Origin of the sequence: Amycolatopsis sp. NPDC049868 (assembly GCF_044461365.1) — a bacterium.
Taxonomy (GTDB): domain Bacteria; phylum Actinomycetota; class Actinomycetes; order Mycobacteriales; family Pseudonocardiaceae; genus Amycolatopsis.
Genome location: NZ_JBITKV010000005.1, coordinates 563,703 through 582,278, shown reverse-complemented (window position 1 = coordinate 582,278; position 18,576 = coordinate 563,703). Strand labels below are relative to the sequence as shown.

The window sequence follows — 18,576 nt, the reverse complement described above, 5'->3', positions numbered from 1 at the left end:
AAGCTTTTATCAACTGAAGAATGGTTCATTGCGGAGCTGTACTGCGTGCCCAATCCGCAGTCGAATCGAAGGATGAGTTTTCAACTGAGCAAGTGCGTCTCGCGACACCCAAAGAACCTCGCGACTCTCATTACTAATGCGCAGATTTCCGCCGAGCAATTTTGCGCGAAAACAGATTGAGAACTCCTGTCGCACCTCGCCGTCGTCGTACGCGATGACGTGGTTGGGGTTCGAGTACAGGCCGATCACCCCGGTCACCTCGCACTCAATCCCGGTCTCTTCGCGGACCTCGCGCACGGCGGCCTCTGACAGGGTCTCGCCGAGTTCGAGCTGTCCGCCGGGGATCGAGTAGAGGTCGTTGTCGGTGCGCCGGATCATGAGGATGCGGCCTTCGTCGTCCTGGATGAACGCGGACACGGCGACCGCGATGCTGTTCGCCTTGGGGGCGTTGGGGTCGTTGTAGTAGTCGACGCGTGCCATGGGTGGCCTCCTAGAAGGTGGCGGGCTTGGCGAGGTTCCAGACGGCTTCGAAGCTCTCCGAGTAGGTCTCGAAGAGGTCCCCGGCGGATAGCCGGCGGAGGTGCAGGGACGGGGCGTGGGCTCCCTGGAAGCCGTAGACGTGCGTGTTGATGATCATTTCGTCGTCGAAGCGGAAGATGGAGTTGTAGAGCGTGGTGTTGTGGAAGCGCATCTCCACCCCGTCTACCCCGATCAGCGGCCGGTAGAACGCGAGTGCGTTACGGATGCGCGCCGGTAGCGTCCCGTCGCCTAGCTGCTCCTCGTCCCCGCGCAGAGCGACACTGTCCCCCTCGGGGTCCCCGAAGATCAGTCGAATCTTGGCCCCGGCCTGCGCTTTTGCTGTCAGGTCCTTGATGAACCGCGGGCGCTCCACCAGGAACAGCGCGGCGTGGACCAGGACTTCGACGGTGTCCGACGCTTCCTTGATCAGCCGGTCCCACAGTTCTACGGGGATGGCGTTGCGGTGCGGGAACACGCGCACGACCTCGGCGGCGGCCGTCTCGGCCTTGCGCTCCGGGGCCACCGAGTCCGGCCAGAGGTAGGTCTCGGACTCGCGTGCCATCGCGGCGATCTTGTGCCGGTGCTTCGGGTACGGCGTCCGCCCCTTGGTGATCCACCGTTCCACGGTCTTCTGATCGACCCCGGTGGCGTCGGCGACCTGCTTCGGCGTCAGGCCGTTGCGCAGCAGGGCGTCCCGCAGGCGTTCGTTCGGCATCCGCCCTCCTAGGGACTTGTAGGGACGTCTTCGACCGTACCAGGGACGTCCCTAGATGTCCCGCCAGATGGTGATCACGTCCCGCGTTTTGGCGGAGATTAGGTGCCAGGTTGCCGGGGACTCGCCCCAGCACCTCGACACCAAGAGGGAGGCAGGCATGACGACTCCAACCGCCGGTCGAGCAGTGTCCGCACGCGGCTCGGGAACGTGGACAGTCCGCCGGTTCGCGATCTGAGCGCCTGATGCGTGACACGGTCCAGATCCACGTCACGGCAGACCTGCCGATCCGCGTCCGCGCGCTCACCTACGCCAACCGGGCGGAGATCCGTTTCGGCAAGGCGTTCCCCGTGGTCCTGCTCGTCGATTCCGACGCGATAGCGGTGCTGGGGAGAGAACTCGCAGAGGTACAGGCCGCGCTGAACGCGGCTGCCGCAAGGGGCAAAGACGGCGACGAAGTGCCGACAGACACAGACAAGCAAGGGAACTAATGACATGGCTATCTACAAAGGACACCGCTTCACCATTGACTTCGACGAAGCGTTCGCGCAGGGCCTCGTGATGGTCGGTGAGGTGTCGCCGGACAACGAGTACCAGTCGCGGGAGGACCGGGCTGCGGGTCGTCCCGCGCGGCAGCGGGTCGATGAGGTGACGGGCAAGCGGCAGTGGAAGGTCACAGTGACCGACCCGGACGAGGTCAAGGCCAAGCGGGCATCGTTCGAGATCACGTTGCTGGCGGATGTGCAGCCGGTGCCGACGACGTCGGAGGTGCTGCCGGGTATGCGGCCGATCGAGCTGGAGGGCCTGACGGCGGAGCCGAAGGTGGCTGGTCAGGGTGAGTTCAAGTACCAGTCCTACGTGTTCCGCGCGACCGGCTTCAAGGCTGCGGCGTCAGGTGGGGCGTCGAAGTCGTCGCGGGCCTCGGGCGCTGCCGAGTCGACGCCCAAGGCTGCGTGATGCCGGGCGGGGTGCCGGGAAGCCACTGCGTGGCGGTGGTTCCTCCGCACCTGGTCCAGGCATGGGAGAGCGCCTACCGCCACTACAGCGCCCTGAGAGCGACGGCGGCACCCGGCGCTGATGCTGTGGCGGCCCATGACCTGGCCGTCGCCTCGCTAGCGGTGGCGGCGTCCTGGCAGGACCTGGCCGCCGAGAGCCAGTTGCCGTGGTGGGTCCTCGCGGCCGTGACAGCGGCGGCAGAAGGTTTCGAAGAGAACGCGCGGTCCTGGGAGATGCGCGCACGACGTGAGGAAGGGCAGGTCCGTGGCGTTCAACGCGATGTGGAAGCCGGGGCCGCAGGCGGTCGCGGGGATGCAGGGCAATGGTTCAGCGAACCCGGCCCTGGTGATCTATTTGGATCCGGACAGTCTGGCGATCCTGCCGCCGTCCGATCCGGCCGGGTGGCCGGGGTTCATTCGGCTCCTTCGTCAAATCCGCGACAGCGCGGACGAACTGGCCGTGTTCCTCGACAAGCACAAGGCGGTGCGCAATGACAACGCCCGGTGGGAATGAGCCGCAGACCCTCCGGGACGCACACGCGCTTGTCTCGGCTCGTCGGCCGAAGCCTGGGGCGAACCTGGAGACGTGGCTGAAGTTCCATCAGGCCAACGCGCGCATGTACCGCGCTGTGTCCGATGTGGACCGCTGGCACCACCACGAACTCAAATACTGGGTGGCCTATGAGGAGTGCAAGGCGGAGGAGGTGGCGGCGCAGATCCAGAAGGAGAAGTCGCAAGCCAGCTAGAAACTGAATGACAGAGCGAAAAACGCACGTCAGGACGTGCGGCGTACAAACACGTCCCCAAACGTTCTTCTTGTCCTGTAAGGCGCAGAAGCGGAATCCGGCTACCAACCTTGCCGCTCCTGCGCTGTCCACAACCTCTGGAAGTGAACAATGACAACGCTAAACGATGGCAACAACCGTGCGCTAGACGGGGTCACCCGAACGCGCTGCACGACCTGTAAGCGGTTCGCGAAGCTGCTGCCCGGTGAGACCGAATGCGCTCCCTGCCGGGGAATGCTGCCGCTGGACCTGACCGGCGGTGGTCGCCGATGAACACGAACGGGATCGGTGTTCTCCTCGTCGGTGGCGGGGTGCTGGGTGTGGTGGTGTGGCTGCTGCACAAGCTCGGCCGCACCCTGGCCACGATCGCGGAAGTCCTCGCTGCGGCTGCGGTGGTCTTCATCGCCCTGTGGTCGGCTGTGAAGTTGTTGGTGTGGCTGGGAAAGCAAGTCTTCCAACGCTGGCGGACCAGTCTCGGCGTGGTCGCGGTGGTGGCCTGGTGGCAGTGGCTCGGCTGGCCGTCGCTGGCGATCACGGCGGGTTCGGTCGCGGTGGTCCAGGTGGTGTGGCGGCTGCTTGACCTGGTGTCGTTCGACCGGTGTTGTGGCCGGTTCCTGCGGGCGTGGTGGCTGCGCTGGTTCACCTATGCCCGGAAGCTGCCGGGCTGGCTGCATGCCTGCGGCCTGTCCATTTCCGACGGCACCGTGCCCGTGGAAGTGACGGTGAATCTGGTCGGCCGTCGCCGGAAGGCGGTGTCGCGTGCTGCGGCTGGTGGTGCTGCGGTGCAGGTGCCGAAGGTGCTGGGTGTGAAGTCGGGGCCGTCCTGGGATGAGGTCCGCGTCCGGCTGGTACCTGGTCAGAAGCCGGAAGACTTCGACGACGCCGCCCGTGCACTGGCCGTGGCTCGCAAGGTCACGCGGTGTCAGGTGCGGGAGCTGGAACCCAACGTCGTCTCCCTCGACTTCCAGCGCCGGGACCTCCTCACAGCGCCGGTGGATTGTGCGGCGCCCGAACTGGCGGCCGTTGACGGCGTGGATCTGCGGCGGGTGTTCGCCGGGCGCACTGAGTACGGCAAGGACTGGCGGCTGCCGCTGACCGGTCCTGGCGCTCACATGCTCGTCGCCGGTGCCACTGGCGCTGGGAAGAACTCGGTCATGTGGTGTCCGCTGGTGTCGGCGGCCTCGGCGATCCGGGCCGGGACGGTGCGGGTCTCGGGGATCGACCCGAAGGGGATGGAACTGGCCTACGGGCGTGGGATCTTCGCTCGCTACGGCGTCGAGGGGAAGGAAGCGATCGAGGTCCTGGATGACCTGCTCGGTGGCCTTGAGTCCCGTAAGCGCGAGTTCGCCGGGCACACCCGCAAGGTCCCGATCTCCACTGAGCATCCCTTGGAGGTTCTGGAGTTCGACGAGATCGGGGCACTCACCAAGTACACCGACCGCAAGACCCGCGAAGCCATCGTCGAACGGGTCGCCATCCTGACGACCCAAGGTCGGGCGCTCGGCTACACCGTGCGCGGGTATGTGCAGGAGCCGACGAAGGACACCGTTCCGGTTCGGGAGCTGTTCCCGCGCCGGGTGTGCCTGCGCGTCACCTCGAAGACGCATGTCGGGATGGTCCTCGGTGACGGTGCCTATGAGCGCGGGGCGTGGGCGAATCGAATCGAGGAGTCGGCTGCGGGGGTCGGCTACGTCTGGGGTGAGGGCATCCGGGAACCGCTGCGGATCCGGGCTGGCTGGGTGCCGGACGAGACGGTCAAGGCGCTGGAGACCTACGTGACCAACGGCGGCGCTCATGTCGTCGACCTGGCCACCCGTCGCGGACCTGAGGGGGTGGCGGCGTGAACCGGCTCATGGTCTTCCTCGACGCTATCCGCGACCACCTCGACTCATTCGTCCTGCCTCCGGCCGCGTCCGTACGTGTCGGGGTGGGTGCTGATCCGATCACGGTGCAACTCGACTCTCATCGGCTTGAGGACGTTGCCCGTGGCCTGCTCACGTGGGCCAACTCCCTGGAGGACGTGAAGGCGTCGCTGTGGCGTCCTGCGGACGGTGCCTCGGTGCACCTGGAACTCAGCGGCCGGACTCCCTGCGGCATCCCGGTAGTCGTCTACGGCGGCGTCTGGTTCGACGAAGCCACCTTCCCGGACCTCCCTGCCGGGATGCGGCAGGAGATGCCGGTGTTCGTGCTACGGCGGTGGAGCACCCCTGGGGAGGTGGCCGCCTGATGAGCGCCCAGGAAGCCGCGGTGACCCCGCCGGCCAAAACTCGGGCCGCCCGGATGCGGGAACCCCTGGCATCGGACGTGGTGAAAGCGACCGCTGAGAAGCACGGTGTCTGTGTTCGGCCGTTCACGATGGAGGTCGGGGACACCGACACCGGCGAACTCCGCTACGTCCCCGTCCCCTGCGGCTCCACCGTCGAATCGGTCTGCCTGCCCTGTGCCCGGAAAGCGAAGGCGCTGCGACAGGTCCAGTGCCGCGAGGGCTGGCACATGACCGAAGAACCCGACTTCACCCCGGAGCCGCCCTCCGAGACTCAGACGGAGCTGTTGGCGTTCCGGGCTGACCTCGTCGCCGCTTACCGGCAAGAGACGAACCAGGCCGAAGCGGAGGAGCTGCGGGCAGAGATCCAGAGCGTCGACGACGAACTTCGGCAACTCGGGATGCGCGGCCGTCTCCCCTCGATCGACCTGCCCACCAAGAAGACCGTGAAGCGGTCAACGAAACGGCGGCAAGATGCGCCGAACCTGCCTCGGCGCAAGGTCGCCAAGACCACGCTCGGACGGGAGTACGCGGGACGGTTCCGGCCATCGATGTTCGTCACGCTCACCTGCGACACCTACGGCCCAGTCCGATCGGACGGCGCCCCGGTCGACCCGGCGACCTATGACTACCGGCGGGCCGCTCGGGACGCGGTCCACTTCTCCGCGCTCGTGGACCGGTGGTGGCAGAACCTCCGGCGGGTCGTCGGCTGGGACGCGCAGTACTTCGCCACCGTCGAACCCCAACGACGCGCCGCACCCCACCTCCACGCGGCCATCCGGGGATCGGTCCCGCACGACGTCATCCGGCAAGTCACCGAAGCGACCTATCACCAGGTCTGGTGGCCCAACCATGACCAGATCGTCTACGTCGACCGGATGCCGATCTGGGACGGCGACGCCAGGGTGTTCGTCGACCCCGACACCCGCGAACCACTGACCGACTGGGACGACGCGGTGGAAGCCGTGGAAGACCCGGCACACGTAGTCACCTTCGGCCGCCAGGTCCACTCCAAGGGCATCCTCGGCGGCTCCGAAGAAGCCGGGCGGCACATCGGCTACCTGACCAAGTACCTCACCAAATCCACCGGCGAGGTCGTCGAAGCCGACACCGCCCGGCAGAAGGACCACCACGACCGGTTGCACGCGGAACTGTCGGTAACACCGTGCTCTCCCCGGTGCGCCGTGTGGCTGCTGTACGGCATCAATCCCAAGGGAGCCAACGGAAAGACCACTCCGGGGCACTGCAAGGGACGGGCTCATCGGCGGACCACTCTCGGCCTGCCGGGGCGGCGGGTGCTGGTGTCGCGCAAGTGGTCGGGGAAGACGCTCGTCGACCACAGGGCCGACCGGAAAGCCTTCGTGATCGAAGCGCTGGCGGCGGTCGGGATCGAGAAACCCGCACCGGACCCGGCCCGGCTGGTCTGGCGCAAGGTCGACTCCGGAGACCCTTCCGTGCCACCTCGGGACCACCTGGTCATGCACGCCATCTCCGAACGCATCACCTGGAAAGCCGAGTACGACAAAGCACTACTAGCCGCGCAGAGTCCACCCAATCTTTCGGCAATTCCGCTCGCGGCTTAAGGGGGAAGGCATGGACAGTATCGATCCACTGTGGTCAGTCGAAGACGTCGCGGACTATCTCCGCGTACCAGTGAAGACGCTCTACCAATGGAAATGGCTCGGTGAGGGACCGCCGGTACGCAAGATCGGCCGTCACCTCCGCTATGACCCGACGAAAGTCCGGGCCTGGGTTGCTGAGGAGGCCGCCTGATGGGACACATCCAAGATCGCTGGTACAAACCGGCCAAGGATGCCAATGGCAACCTGCGGCTCAACGCCCGTGGGAAGCCGATTCTGGAGAAGACCGAACTGTACGGCGTCGGGATGCGGTACAAGGTCCGCTACCTCGACCCGGACGGTAGCGAACGGTCGAAGTCCTTTCCGGACAAGCAAAAGAAGCGCGCCGAAGACTTCCTCATCGAGATGGAGTCGGACAAGCGCGAGGGCAAGTACATCGACCCTCGCGCGGGCCTGGTGCTGTTCGAGGTCGTAGCGCAAAGCTGGCTGGACTCGCAGACGGTCGACTACACCAGTCGGGAACGCTTCGCAACGCGCGTCAATGTCCACCTGCTTCCGTACTTCGGCAAGAAGGCGGTCGGGTCGATCCGGCCGAGTCACATTCAGACCTGGTTACGGAAGCTCCAGGACGACGAAGCCTCGGAGACCTCGCGGGCGCTCTATTTCGGGCACCTGGTGTCGATCCTGAACTTCGCGATGGCGGACAAGAAGATCTCGGAGAATCCGGCGCTGTCCAAGGTGATCTCGCGTCCGAGGGCGAGCCGGAATCAGGTCGTGCCCTGGTCCCGCGAGCGGGCTCGGGCGGTGCGGGACAACCTCCCGAGGCGGTACAAGCCCGCTGTCGACGTCCCGGCCGGTCTGGGCCTGCGGAAGGGCGAGCTGTTCGGATTCTCGCTCGATGACATCGACCGGAGCAAGGACCTGGCGCACATCACCCGACAGGTGCGAGTGGTCGCCGGGAAACCGGTGTTCGCTCCGCCCAAGGGCGGCAAGTCACGTGAGGTGCCGATCGGGCGGAAGCTGCTCGGCCTCCTCGATGAGTACGCGGAGGAGTTCCCGGCGACCGAAGTGACGCTCCCCTGGTCGCATCCGGGCGGCGAACCGACCACGGTCCGTCTGCTGATGGTCAACGGGTACGGACGGGTCTTCCGGGCGGAGTGGTTCCGGGTGAACTTCTGGCTGCCCGCGCTCAAGGACGCCGGGGTGGAGAAGCCGACCAGGGCGGACGGCGTGCACGCGCTGCGGCACCTCTACGCCTCGGTCCTGCTCGACGCTGGCGAGTCGATCAAGGCGCTGTCGCAGTACCTCGGCCACACCGACCCCGGCTTCACGCTCCGGGTGTACACGCATCTCCTGCCGAGTAGCCACGCTCGGACGCGGAAGGCCGTCGACGACTTCTTCGACGACACGCTCGGCGACCAGGCCGCATGACGGCCTGGCCACGGCCTGACACCTGCCCTGACCCGCAAACTCGCAGGTCAGGGCAGGCTCACGCTTACATGTTGATCATGTGTCCGGCAAGACCGTGCACGGCTTCCTTGACCGCTTCCCCCAGCGTCGGGTGAGCGTGCACGTTCCGCGAGATCTCGTGCACCGTAAGGTCCCACTGCTGCGCCAAAGTCAGCTCCGGCAGCAGTTCGGTCACCTCGGGGCCGATCAGGTGCGCGCCCAGCAATTCGCCATGTTCCCCGTCGCTCAGGACCTTCACGAAGCCGACGGCGTCGCCGAGGCCGTGCGCCTTTCCGTTGGCGGTGAAGGGGAACTTCGCCACCTGGACGTCGAAGCCCTTTTCGCGGGCCTGTTCTTCGGTCCAGCCGAAGCTGGCGATCTGCGGCTGGCAGTAGGTCGCGCGCGGGATCATCACGAAGTCGAGTTCCATGGTCTCGGCGCCCGCGATGGTTTCGGCGGCGACGACGCCCATGGATTCGGACGCGTGCGCGAGCATCAGTTTCGCGGTGACGTCGCCGATCGCGAAGATGTGCGAGACGTTGGTGCGGCCGCGCGCGTCGACGGCGATGGCGCCGCGTTCGGTCAGTTCCACGCCGGTCTTGTCCAGGCCGTAGCCCTCGACCCGCGGCTGGAAACCGATGGCCTGCAACACCTTGTCCGCTTCCAGGACGCGGGATTCACCGTTCTTCGACACGGTCACGTGCACGCTGGAGCCGGAGTCGTCGATCGCTTCGACCTTGGTCGAGGTCAGCACCTCGATGCCGAGCTTCCGGTAGCGGCGCGCGAGCTCCGCGGAGACCTCGGCGTCTTCGAGCGGGACCATCCGGTCGAGGTATTCGACGATGGTCACCTTCACGCCGTAGTTGTGCAGCACGTAGGCGAATTCGACGCCGATCGCGCCCGCGCCGGCGATGACGATGCTCTCCGGCAGCTCGTTTTCCATGATCTGCTGTTCGTAGGTGACCACGCGGTCGCTGCGCGTGGTGCCCGGCAGCAGGCGCGCGGTCGCGCCGGTGGCGATCACGCAGTTGTCGAAGGTGATCCGCTCGCCGTTGACCTCGATGGTGTTGGCGTCGAGGAAGGTGCCGTGCCCGTCGTATTCGGTGATCTTGTTCTTCTTCATCAGGAAGTGCACGCCCTTGACGCGACCGTCCGCGACCTTGCGGCTGCGGTCGAAGGCGGCCTGGTAGTCGAAGCTGACCTTCCCCTCGACCTGGATCCCGAAGGACTTCGCCTCTTTGGTCACGATGTGCGCGAGTTCGGCGTTGCGCAGCAGTGCCTTCGACGGGATGCAGCCGACGTTGAGGCAGACACCGCCCCAGTATTTCTCCTCCACGACGGCCGCGCTCAGCCCCAATTGCGACGCCCGGATCGCCGCCACGTAACCGCCGACACCGGCCCCCAGGACAACGACGTCATAGTGTGCACTCATACCCCGAAACCTACCCCTCACCGGGACGGTCCGAAGGGTGAGACTGCCTACTCGGGACGGGAGCCGCGGATCTCGATCAGCAGCTCGGTCACCGCGGTCATGATGCGCTTCGTGGCCTCCTCCAGCACCTCGCGGGACGGCGAGGGCGTCATGAGGTCCGAGAGGTCCACCGGCGGACCGGCGATCAGGTTCACCGTCTTGCGAGGGAAGGCGCGCGGGAGCACGGCGTCCGACGGCAGCAGGTGGTGCGTGCCCCAGTTCGCCAGCGGGATCACCGGGACCCCGGTCTCCAGCGCGATTCGCGCGATCCCGGTCTTGCCGCGCATGGGCCACCCGTCCGGGTGATCGGTGAAGGTGGCCTCCGGGAAGATCACGACGCATTCACCCTCACGGACGGCGCTGACGGCGTCGCGGTACGCGTCCGACGCCGTGGCCGCCCCGCGGTAGACCGGGATGTGCTTGCCGGAGCGCATCACCGAGCCGATGACGGGCGCGTCCCACAGGCTCGCCTTCGCCAGGTAACGCGGCACGCGCCCATGAGCGAGGCAGTACGCCGTCACCGTCGTCGGGTCGGCGAACGAAAGGTGGTTCGAGGCCACCAGGAAGCCGCCCGACGAGGGCAGGTGCTCCCCGCCGCGCACCCGGAACCGGGTGAACAGCACCAGGAACGGCCACACGACGTTGATCGCGAAGGCGAACCAGGCGCCCCGGCCGGCGCGGGCGAAGCGCCGGCCGAAGGCGATCATCTGGCGGAACGTCAGCAAGTCCCCTGAAGCGGGGCTCAGCGCGGTCCAGCGTTCACGGGGTCTCAGCACCATGGACGTAATTCGTAGCCGAACCCGCTCCGGTTCGGCTGAAACCACGCGCGAACGCGGTGCGGATCACACGCGCTCGAGCACCACCACGGGGATCTCGCGGTCGGTCTTCTTCGCGTACTCGTTGTAGTCCGGCCACACGGCGGCGAGCTTCTCCCACAGCTTCGCGCGCTCGTCGCCTTCGAGGGTCCGGGCGCGCGCGGTGAACTTGTCCGCCTTGACCTGGGCCTTGACCTCGGGGTTGGCCTGCAGGTTCTTGTACCAGCCCGGGTCCTCCGGCGCGCCGCCCTTGGAGGCCACGATCACCGGGTTGCCGGCGTCGTCGAACTGGTAGATCAGCGCGAACTTGCGGTCCTCGCCGGTCTTGCGGCCCTTGGTGGTCAGGATGAGGCAAGGGGCGCCCTTCTCCCAGTCGTGGCCCACCTCGCCGTCGGTCTCTTCGTAGCGACGGACGTGCTCGTCACCGAAAAGCATGTGTGCGTTCCTCTCGTCCTGGCGTGTACCGGCGTCCTGCCAGTCTCGCGCGAACCGGTCGGTCGCGCTGATCAACTCGTGCAGGGTGCCGGGTTCGTCGAACGCGTGACCCGAGTCGCCGACCATCACCAGTTCGGCGGAAGGCAGCATCTGGCTGAGCTCCCACGCGGTGATGGCCGGAGTGACCACGTCGTAGCGTCCCTGGACCAGAACGCACGGGATGTCCCGTAGCTTCCCGACGTCGCGGAGCAGCTGATCTTCGGCCAGCCAGCCGCCGTGCCGGAAGTAGTGGTTCTCGATCCTCGCGATCGCGAGGGCGAACGCGGGATCGCTGAACGCGTCGATCACTTCGTCCTGGGGACGCAGTTTGACCGTCTCCCCCTCCCAGCGGCTCCACGCGATCGCGGCGGGGCCGTGCACGGCGGGATCCGGATGGCTCAGCAGTTCGTGATAGACCTCGATCAGGTTCTCCTGGCGGCGGGAAAACGGCACCGGGGCCAGGAACCTCGACCACGCCTCGGGGAAGAGGAACCCCGCTCCCCCGCCATAGAGCCACTGCAGTTCCTTCACCCGCAACGTGGCCACCCCGCGGAGGACGAGTTCCGTGACCCGTCCCGGGTGGGTTTCCGCGTAGGTCAGCCCGAGCACACTCCCCCACGAGCCGCCGAAGACCATCCAGTGTTCGATGTCCAGATGCTCGCGCAAGCGCTCGATGTCGGCGACCAGGTGCCACGTCGTGTTGACGGAAAGATCCGCCTCCGGGGTGGCGCAGTTCGGCGTGCTGCGCCCGCAGCCGCGCTGATCGAAAAGGACGATCCGGTACCGCTCCGGATCGAACAGTCTGCGATGTCTCGGACTCGAACCGCCTCCGGGGCCGCCGTGCAGGAAAATCACCGGCTTGCCCTCGGGATCGCCGCATTCCTCCCAATAGATCTTGTTGCCGTCACCGACGGGCAACATCCCTTGGACGTAAGGTTCGATTTCCGGATAAAGGCCGAGCATGTCCGCCACTATGCCCCAAACGCCAGCTTGGAGGATCGATGAAGGCCCGCCCCCACGTGACGCTGGAAGATGTGGCGCGCACCGCGGACGTGTCGCTCGCGACCGCGTCCCGCGTTCTCAACGGCACCGCCACGGTCCGGGGAGATCTACGCGAACGAGTGATCGCCGCGGCGGCCGAGCTCTCGTATACCCCCAATGCTCACGCTCAGGCATTGGCCGGTGGCTCACAGCCGACCGTCGGAGTGATCTGCCACGACGTCGGCGACCCGTATTTCGCCGCGATCGCCGGCGGGATCATGCGCGCGGCGAGTGAAAACGATCTTCTGGTGATGCTCGCGAGCACGTTCCGCGATCCGGCCAAGGAGGTCGCCTACGTTTCGACGCTGCGTGCCCAGCGCGCGTCGGCCATTCTGCTGATCGGTTCCGCGTTCGAGGACAAGGCGTGGGAAAAGGCGATGGCCGCCGAACTCGAGCCGTATCGGCGCGGCGGCGGGCATGTCGCCGCGGTGAGCAGGCACCGAGGGCTCAAAGTGGACACCGTCCAGCCCGACAACCGCGGTGGCGGCGCCGAACTGGCGAAGGCCCTGCTGGACTTGGGACATCGGCGCTTCGCCGTGCTCGCCGGCCCGAAGAGCCTGACCACCGTCGTCGACCGACTCGACGGGTTCGCCGCGGAACTGCTGGAGAACGGCGTCGAACTGGCCGAGGACGATGTCTGCGAAGCCGCGTTCACCCGCGACGGCGGCTACGAGGCGATGGAGAAGGTCCTCGCCCGGCCGCGCAAGCAGTGGCCGACATGTGTGTTCGCGGTGACCGACGTGATGGCGATCGGCGCGATGTCGGCGTTGCGCGACGCCGGTGTCTCCGTGCCCGGCGAGATGTCGATCGCCGGTTTCGACGACATCCCGGTAGTGCGCGATCTCACGCCCGCGCTGACCACGGTCGCGCTGCCGCTGGAGAAGCTGGGCGAACGGGCCATGGACCTGGCGTTCAAGGCCTCCCCCGGCACCCGGCCGCGCGTGGTGAAGATGTCCGGCGAGGTCGTCCTGCGCCGTAGCACCGCGGCCCCCGGTCGCTGAAACCCTTGTGTGCGGCCCGCGGGGTGACTTAACGTGGTCTGAGAAAGCGCTTTCTCATACCCGCGCCACGGAGACCCGATGACCTTGATCGCCCTTCCCACCGCCGACGGCGGCCTGGCGGAGTGGACGCCGCGTGGGGCGGAAACGCCCGCGAAACCGGCGACGCCGCCGACCTCCCGGATCGCCTACGCGGCCGCGCACGTGGTCGCCGACCCGCTCGCCGCCGCCGACCCCGAGGAAGGCGCGGTGCTGGACTGGGACACCACGCTCGCCTTCCGCGAGCACCTGTGGTCCTGCGGTCTCGGCGTCGCCGAAGCCATGGACACCGCGCAGCGCGGGATGGGCCTGGACTGGGCCACCACCAAGGACCTGATCCGCCGCACCGGCGCGCTCGCCGCCGGACGGCCGTGGGTGGCGGGCGTCGGCACCGATCAGCTCCCCGACGGCGAAGCCACCACCGGATCCATTGTGGACGCTTGGCGCGAGCAGCTGGATCTGGTCGGCGAGGCGGGTGCGATCCCGGTCGTGATGGCCAGCCGCGAGCTCGCCGCGTCCGCTTCCGGGCCGGCGGATTACCATGCCGCGTACGGGAAACTGCTCTCCGGCACGGACCGTCCGGTCCTGCTGCACTGGCTGGGCGAGCAGTTCGACCCGGCGCTGGCGGGCTACTGGGGCCACGGCGATGTCCGCAAGGCGGCCGAAGAGCTGGGCAGGCTCTGCGCCGAGCACGCCGGCGCGATCGCCGGGGTCAAGGTTTCCGTGCTCGACGCGTCGATCGAAACGGAATTCCGCCGCGCGCTGCCCGAAGGCGTCAAGTGCTACACCGGCGACGACTTCAACTACCCGGAACTGATCGCCGGGGACGACCAGGGCCACAGCGAAGCGCTCCTGGGCATCTTCGACGCCGTCGCGCGGGTCGCCGGTGCCGCACTCGCCCGGCTCGACGAAGGCGACAAGGCCGGTTTCCATGGCCTGCTCGACCCGACGGTCGCGCTGAGCCGGGCCATCTTCCGGGCACCGACCAGGAACTACAAGACCGGCGTCGTCTTCCTCGCCTACCTCAACGGGCATCAGGACCACTTCCGCATGGTCGCCGGCCGCGAGTCGGCCAGGCCCATCACGCATCTGGCCGAACTGCTGCGCCTGGCCGACACCGCGGGCGCGCTCACCGACCCGGAGCTCGCCGTCGCGCGGATGCGGCCGCTGCTGGCCGCGGCGGGGGTGGCCTGATGGACCGGTTGAGCCTGAACCAGATCACCACCAAGGCGTGGTCGCTGCCGGAGGCCGTCGCGGGCTGCGCCGAGGCGGGCGTCCGCTGGATCGGCCTGTGGCGGGACAAGGTCGCCGAGACCGGCGTCGAGGAGACCGCCCGGTTGCTCAAGGAGTACGACGTCGGCGTGTCGTCGTTGTGCCGTGGCGGTTTCTTCACCGGGATCACCCCGGAAGGGGCCGGAGTGGACGGTGTCGCGCAGACACGGGAGGCGATCGACGAAGCCGCCGCGCTGGGCGCGGACGTCCTCGTGCTGGTCGTCGGCGGGGTGAACGGCAGCCTGACGTCGTCGCGGCAGCGGGTCGCGGACGCGGTCGGCGAGCTGGCGCCGTACGCCGGTGAGCGCGGGGTCCGCCTCGGCCTGGAACCTCTGCACCCCATGCAGTGCGCCGAGCGATCCGTTCTGTCCACTGTGGATCAGGCGCTGGCGATCGCGCTGGAGCATCCGGCCGACCAGGTCGGCGTGATCGTCGACGAGTTCCATGTGTGGTGGGACCCGCGGATCGAGGAGTCGATCGCCGCGGCGGCGGGCCGGATCGCCGGATTCCATGTCTGCGACCAGAAGGTGCCCCTGACCGACACCTTGCTCGGCCGGGCGCTGCCCGGCGACGGCCCGATCGATCACCGGCATTTGAAGGCGTGCGTCGAGGCTGCCGGGTACACAGGCCCGATCGAGGTCGAGGTGTTCGACGCCGATCTCTGGCGCCGCCCCGGTGGCGAAGTGCTCGCGGAGACCGTCCAGGCCTACCGAGACCACGTTTCCTGACGAAAGTAAGGGTTGCTCGCTGCCCAAGGTCCGCTGTCCGGGCGGCCGTGGTCTCCTACCGTTCGCGGCATGAAACCACGGCTGCTCTGGTGGCTGGGCACAGCGCTGCTCCTGCTCGCCGTCCACACCGACTGGAACGTTCCGCTCGCGGCCTGGGTGTTCCCGGTCTTCCTCCTCCGCTACGCCCGTCTGGTACCCACGCGCCGCGCGATCCTGATGGTAGGCCTGTCCCTGCTGATCGGGCAGTTGTTCTGGCTCGGGGTCACCAGTCTGCTGTTCGTGCTCTCCGGTCTGCTCGCCTTCACCTTGCTCGCCGTACTGCAGACGACGGCGTTCCTGGCCGATCGCCTGTTCGCCGACCGCGCGGGACCGTTGAGGACACTGGTGTTCCCGGTGACGCTCGTCGCCGGCGAGTACCTCTTCACGGTGATCACCGGCTTCGGGGACTTCGGCGCGCTCGGCAGCACCCAGTCCGCGAATCTGCCGCTGCTCCAAACGGCGTCCGTGACCGGTGTCTATGGGCTCACCTTCGTCCTGGCGTGGTTCGCCTCGGTGGCGAACACCGTTTGGACGGAAAGGTGGCAGCCGGTCAAACGCACGGTCGTCGTCCACCTTTGCCTGCTCGGCGTGGTGTTCGCCGCCGGTGGCGCGCGGTTGCTGTTCGACGCTCCCACGACGAAGACGGTGCGGGTCGCGGGGATCAGCCCGTCGACCGAGGCGGACCGGTCGAGTTCCGGCGCGTTGGAGCGGATCGGCGTCAAGTATTGGCGTGCCGAGGAAGTCGCCTCCGCCGACCCGGTCGCGGTCGGCGCGGCCTTCGCGCCGGTCACCGACGATCTCGTGACGAGGACCCGGCAGCATGCCGCCGCGGGGGCGAAGATCGTGCTCTGGCCGGAAACGCACGCCAGCGTGCTGGAACGCGATCAAGCGGCGCTGCTCGCCCGCGTCGGTACCGAAGCGAAGCAGGCGGGGGTCCACGTCGGACTCGCGTACGCGCTCTACACCGCACAGGCTCCGTATATCCGCAACGTGGCCGTGCTCGTCGGGCCGTCCGGCGAGGTGCTGTGGACCTACGACAAGACGCATCCGACGCCGATGGAGCCGATGACACCCGGTCCGGGAGTCGTCCCCACCGAGGATTCGCCGTACGGACGGATCGCGTCGGTCATCTGCTATGACGCGGATTTCCCCGGCCTGATGCGCCAAGCCGCGGACAAGGGGACCTCGCTGATGCTCGTCCCCGCCAACGACTGGCCGGGATTCGGCTCGCTGCACGCGGAAAAGGCCGTGTTCCGCGCGGTGGAGAACGGATATTCGCTCTTCCGGCACTCCACCCACGGGAATTCCACAGCTGTGGACAGCCAGGGCCGGGTGCTCGGGCACGCCGACTACTACCGCACGGATCAGCAGACGCTCGTCGCGGATCTGCCGGTGCAGCCGAGAACACAGACCGTGTACGGCCGTGTCGGTGACGTGTTCGCCTGGCTGTGCCTCGCCGCGGCCGCACTCTGTCCTTTATGGACATATCGAAGGAAAAGTTAGCGCCCCGTTACGGAAGACGTGGTGTTCCTAACGTCTCAGCCGAAAAGAACAGTGTTCAACGGTTAAGCTCCCCCGCATGCCGAAACTGCTGGTGGTGGAAGACGACGACGCGATCGGCGGCGTCCTCGAATCGACCCTCCGTCTGCACGGCTACGAGGTCTCCTGGCAGCGCGACGGCCGCACCGCGCTCGCGGCCGCGGCGGACGGCGACATCGACTTCGTCCTGCTCGACCTCGGACTGCCGGATCTGGACGGGGTCGAGGTCTGCCGACGGCTGCGGGCGGAGCTGCCCGGCGCCGTCCTGGTCATCCTGACCGCGCGGCAGGAGGAGATGGACGTCGTCGTGGGCCTGGAGGCCGGCGCCGACGACTACCTCACCAAACCCATCCGGCTCGGCGAACTGCTCGCCAGGGTGCGGGCGCATCTGCGGCGCGGGACGGCTCCGCCGGAGAGCAGGCCCGCGATCGCCATCGGCTATCTGCGGGTGGACACCGCCGGCCGCCGGGTCAGCGTCGGCGGCCGGGAGATCGCGTTGCGGGCCAAGGAGTTCGACCTGCTCGCCCGGCTGGCCGAACAGCCGGGCGTCGCGGTCAGCCGGGACACCCTGATGTCCGAGGTGTGGGACGCGCACTGGTACGGCTCCACGAAGACCCTCGACGTCCACATCGCGGCGCTGCGCCGGAAGCTGACCGAGTCGGCGCCCACCCCCGAACAGGCGCCCAGGATTTCGACCCTGCGCGGCCACGGCTACCGCCTCGAACAGCCCTTCGAGAGCTAGGCCGTGTCCTAGTAGTCGCGCAGGTCGGAGACCTCGTCGCGGGCGGCGAGCTGCGCGATCCGGGCCGACGCCGCCACGCACGACACGATCACCAGCACCGCCAGCAGCCCGAAGTAGCCGTGCGGCGAAGGCGCCTTTTCCACCTGCCCGACGAAGACGAACAGCACGCCGAGCAGATGCCCGGCGATCAGGCCACCACCGCCGACCACCAGCGCGTCACCCGCGATGAACGCCGCCACCTGCCGCCGTTTCCCGCCGAGCGTGCTCACGATCAGCAAATCGCGGCGTCGTTCGTTGAGCGCCGCCCCGAACGACGGCCCGGCAGCGGCCACCGCGAGGATCAGGGAGGCGATCAGATCCACCTCGGCCTCGCCGCAGCCGTCCTTGGTGAGAGCGGTCGAGATGGCAAACGCCACCGCCAGCGCGACCAGCACCACCGACCGCGCCAGGAGCGCGCTCCGCCACGAAATGGACAGCGCGAGTACGCCCGCGAGCCCCGAAACGAGCGGCCGGAGCAGCCCGCCGATCGCCCGCTTTCCCTTCCGCAGCCCCAGCTCCACCAACCGCCACAGCAGCATCGTGCCGCCCGCCCAGCCGAACAGCGGCCAGACGAAGGCGAGCGCGAGCAGGATGAAGTCGAGACCGTAGGGCGACCACCAGGGCGGCCCGCCGTCGGCCGGGACGAAATACCACTCGCGCAGCACCGGGGGCAGGATCGCGAGCGCCGCGACGAGCAGCCCGGCGAGCAGCAAGAGAACGATTTCCCGGACGACCGCTACGCCGGTGCCGGTCGAAAACCCACAGGCCACGGACAGGGTCACCCCGGCCACGCCGCCGGCGAGCCCCGCCGCCGCGGCTTCGGCGGCGGCCAGTCCGATCACCTGCCCGCCGGTGGCACCGCGGGCGCGCAGCAGATCCTGATCCGCCCGCAGCACCCTCGCCGAGGGGGCGGCCAGCAGCACCACGAGCACCATCGCGGGTATCCATCGCGGTGCCGGGGTCCAGGTCCAGTCGTGCACCGCGAGCAGCGTGGTCACGATCGCGACCCCGGCCGCGGGCACGCCGAGCCTGGCGGGGCGCACGCGCGCGATCCCGCCGACCCACAAGGCCATCGC

General features: G+C 67.8%; 20 protein-coding genes. 14 read left to right on the top strand and 6 right to left on the bottom strand.

Translation table 11 applies throughout. The features are described from left to right. Positions 1–9 precede the first annotated feature (9 nt). Complete coding sequence (locus ACIBTM_RS24265; RefSeq protein ID WP_395879362.1) at positions 10–480, bottom strand: NUDIX hydrolase; 471 nt, start codon at positions 478–480, stop codon at positions 10–12. Between the two features lie 10 nt (positions 481–490). After that, entirely contained in the window at positions 491–1,234 is a 744-nt protein-coding gene (locus ACIBTM_RS24260) for a helix-turn-helix domain-containing protein (RefSeq protein ID WP_007033915.1), read from the bottom strand. A gap of 242 nt (positions 1,235–1,476) precedes the next feature. On the opposite strand from ACIBTM_RS24260, the gene ACIBTM_RS24255 reads away from it, so the two are divergent. The 9 genes from ACIBTM_RS24255 to ACIBTM_RS24215 all read left to right on the top strand — a co-directional run bounded on the left by ACIBTM_RS24255 (position 1,477) and on the right by ACIBTM_RS24215 (position 8,285). Continuing rightward, positions 1,477–1,722 carry a hypothetical protein gene (locus ACIBTM_RS24255; protein ID WP_378440264.1) on the top strand — a complete coding sequence of 82 codons (246 nt, stop codon included), beginning with the start codon at positions 1,477–1,479 and terminating at the stop codon, positions 1,720–1,722. Positions 1,723–1,726: 4 nt separating this feature from the next. After that, positions 1,727–2,188, top strand: coding sequence for a hypothetical protein (locus tag ACIBTM_RS24250; RefSeq protein WP_395879361.1), 462 nt, complete (start codon positions 1,727–1,729; stop codon positions 2,186–2,188). Between the two features lie 303 nt (positions 2,189–2,491). Beyond that, the gene (locus tag ACIBTM_RS24245) at positions 2,492–2,740 is read left to right on the top strand and encodes a hypothetical protein (protein WP_395879360.1); all 249 of its coding nucleotides are present in this window, start codon (positions 2,492–2,494) and stop codon (positions 2,738–2,740) included. Continuing rightward, positions 2,718–2,972 (top strand): AMED_5909 family protein, encoded by a 255-nt coding sequence (locus tag ACIBTM_RS24240; RefSeq protein WP_395879359.1) that lies wholly within the window; start codon positions 2,718–2,720, stop codon positions 2,970–2,972. The genes ACIBTM_RS24245 and ACIBTM_RS24240 overlap by 23 nt, the downstream gene beginning before the upstream one ends. A 308-nt stretch (positions 2,973–3,280) precedes the next feature. Further along, positions 3,281–4,855 carry an FtsK/SpoIIIE domain-containing protein gene (locus tag ACIBTM_RS24235; protein ID WP_395879358.1) on the top strand — a complete coding sequence of 525 codons (1,575 nt, stop codon included), beginning with the start codon at positions 3,281–3,283 and terminating at the stop codon, positions 4,853–4,855. Continuing rightward, the gene (locus tag ACIBTM_RS24230; protein ID WP_395879357.1) at positions 4,852–5,238 is read left to right on the top strand and encodes a hypothetical protein; all 387 of its coding nucleotides are present in this window, start codon (positions 4,852–4,854) and stop codon (positions 5,236–5,238) included. Before ACIBTM_RS24235 ends, ACIBTM_RS24230 begins: the two co-directional genes overlap by 4 nt. Further along, on the top strand, positions 5,238–6,857 hold the full coding sequence (locus tag ACIBTM_RS24225; RefSeq protein ID WP_395879356.1) for a replication initiator: 1,620 nt from the start codon (positions 5,238–5,240) through the stop codon (positions 6,855–6,857). Before ACIBTM_RS24230 ends, ACIBTM_RS24225 begins: the two co-directional genes overlap by 1 nt. A gap of 10 nt (positions 6,858–6,867) precedes the next feature. After that, positions 6,868–7,047: a helix-turn-helix domain-containing protein gene (locus ACIBTM_RS24220; RefSeq protein WP_007033922.1), complete on the top strand. Its 180-nt coding sequence runs from the start codon at positions 6,868–6,870 to the stop codon at positions 7,045–7,047. Further along, on the top strand, positions 7,047–8,285 hold the full coding sequence (locus ACIBTM_RS24215; protein WP_395879354.1) for a tyrosine-type recombinase/integrase: 1,239 nt from the start codon (positions 7,047–7,049) through the stop codon (positions 8,283–8,285). Before ACIBTM_RS24220 ends, ACIBTM_RS24215 begins: the two co-directional genes overlap by 1 nt. 64 nt (positions 8,286–8,349) lie before the next feature. Here ACIBTM_RS24215 and lpdA read toward each other — a convergent pair whose 3' ends face one another. The 3 genes from lpdA to pip form a co-directional block, all read right to left on the bottom strand. Beyond that, positions 8,350–9,735, bottom strand: a complete 1,386-nt coding sequence (gene lpdA, locus ACIBTM_RS24210; RefSeq protein ID WP_395879353.1) for a dihydrolipoyl dehydrogenase — start codon at positions 9,733–9,735, stop codon at positions 8,350–8,352. A 47-nt stretch (positions 9,736–9,782) separates the two neighbouring features. Further along, positions 9,783–10,553 (bottom strand): lysophospholipid acyltransferase family protein, encoded by a 771-nt coding sequence (locus ACIBTM_RS24205; RefSeq protein WP_395879352.1) that lies wholly within the window; start codon positions 10,551–10,553, stop codon positions 9,783–9,785. Between the two features lie 63 nt (positions 10,554–10,616). After that, positions 10,617–12,026 carry a prolyl aminopeptidase gene (gene pip, locus ACIBTM_RS24200; RefSeq protein WP_395879351.1) on the bottom strand — a complete coding sequence of 470 codons (1,410 nt, stop codon included), beginning with the start codon at positions 12,024–12,026 and terminating at the stop codon, positions 10,617–10,619. A gap of 38 nt (positions 12,027–12,064) precedes the next feature. On the opposite strand from pip, the gene ACIBTM_RS24195 reads away from it, so the two are divergent. From ACIBTM_RS24195 to ACIBTM_RS24175, 5 genes are all read left to right on the top strand, one after another. Further along, positions 12,065–13,105, top strand: coding sequence for a LacI family DNA-binding transcriptional regulator (locus tag ACIBTM_RS24195; protein WP_395879350.1), 1,041 nt, complete (start codon positions 12,065–12,067; stop codon positions 13,103–13,105). 78 nt (positions 13,106–13,183) lie between these two features. Further along, positions 13,184–14,335 carry a dihydrodipicolinate synthase family protein gene (locus ACIBTM_RS24190; RefSeq protein ID WP_395879349.1) on the top strand — a complete coding sequence of 384 codons (1,152 nt, stop codon included), beginning with the start codon at positions 13,184–13,186 and terminating at the stop codon, positions 14,333–14,335. After that, positions 14,335–15,141: a sugar phosphate isomerase/epimerase family protein gene (locus ACIBTM_RS24185; protein ID WP_395879348.1), complete on the top strand. Its 807-nt coding sequence runs from the start codon at positions 14,335–14,337 to the stop codon at positions 15,139–15,141. The genes ACIBTM_RS24190 and ACIBTM_RS24185 overlap by 1 nt, the downstream gene beginning before the upstream one ends. Before the next feature lie 69 nt (positions 15,142–15,210). Further along, positions 15,211–16,683 (top strand): apolipoprotein N-acyltransferase, encoded by a 1,473-nt coding sequence (locus tag ACIBTM_RS24180; protein ID WP_395879347.1) that lies wholly within the window; start codon positions 15,211–15,213, stop codon positions 16,681–16,683. A 76-nt stretch (positions 16,684–16,759) separates the two neighbouring features. Then, positions 16,760–17,461, top strand: a complete 702-nt coding sequence (locus ACIBTM_RS24175; protein ID WP_395879345.1) for a response regulator transcription factor — start codon at positions 16,760–16,762, stop codon at positions 17,459–17,461. 8 nt (positions 17,462–17,469) lie between these two features. Here ACIBTM_RS24175 and ACIBTM_RS24170 read toward each other — a convergent pair whose 3' ends face one another. Beyond that, the gene (locus ACIBTM_RS24170; RefSeq protein WP_395879344.1) at positions 17,470–18,573 is read right to left on the bottom strand and encodes an ABC transporter permease; all 1,104 of its coding nucleotides are present in this window, start codon (positions 18,571–18,573) and stop codon (positions 17,470–17,472) included. Positions 18,574–18,576: the final 3 nt, after the last annotated feature.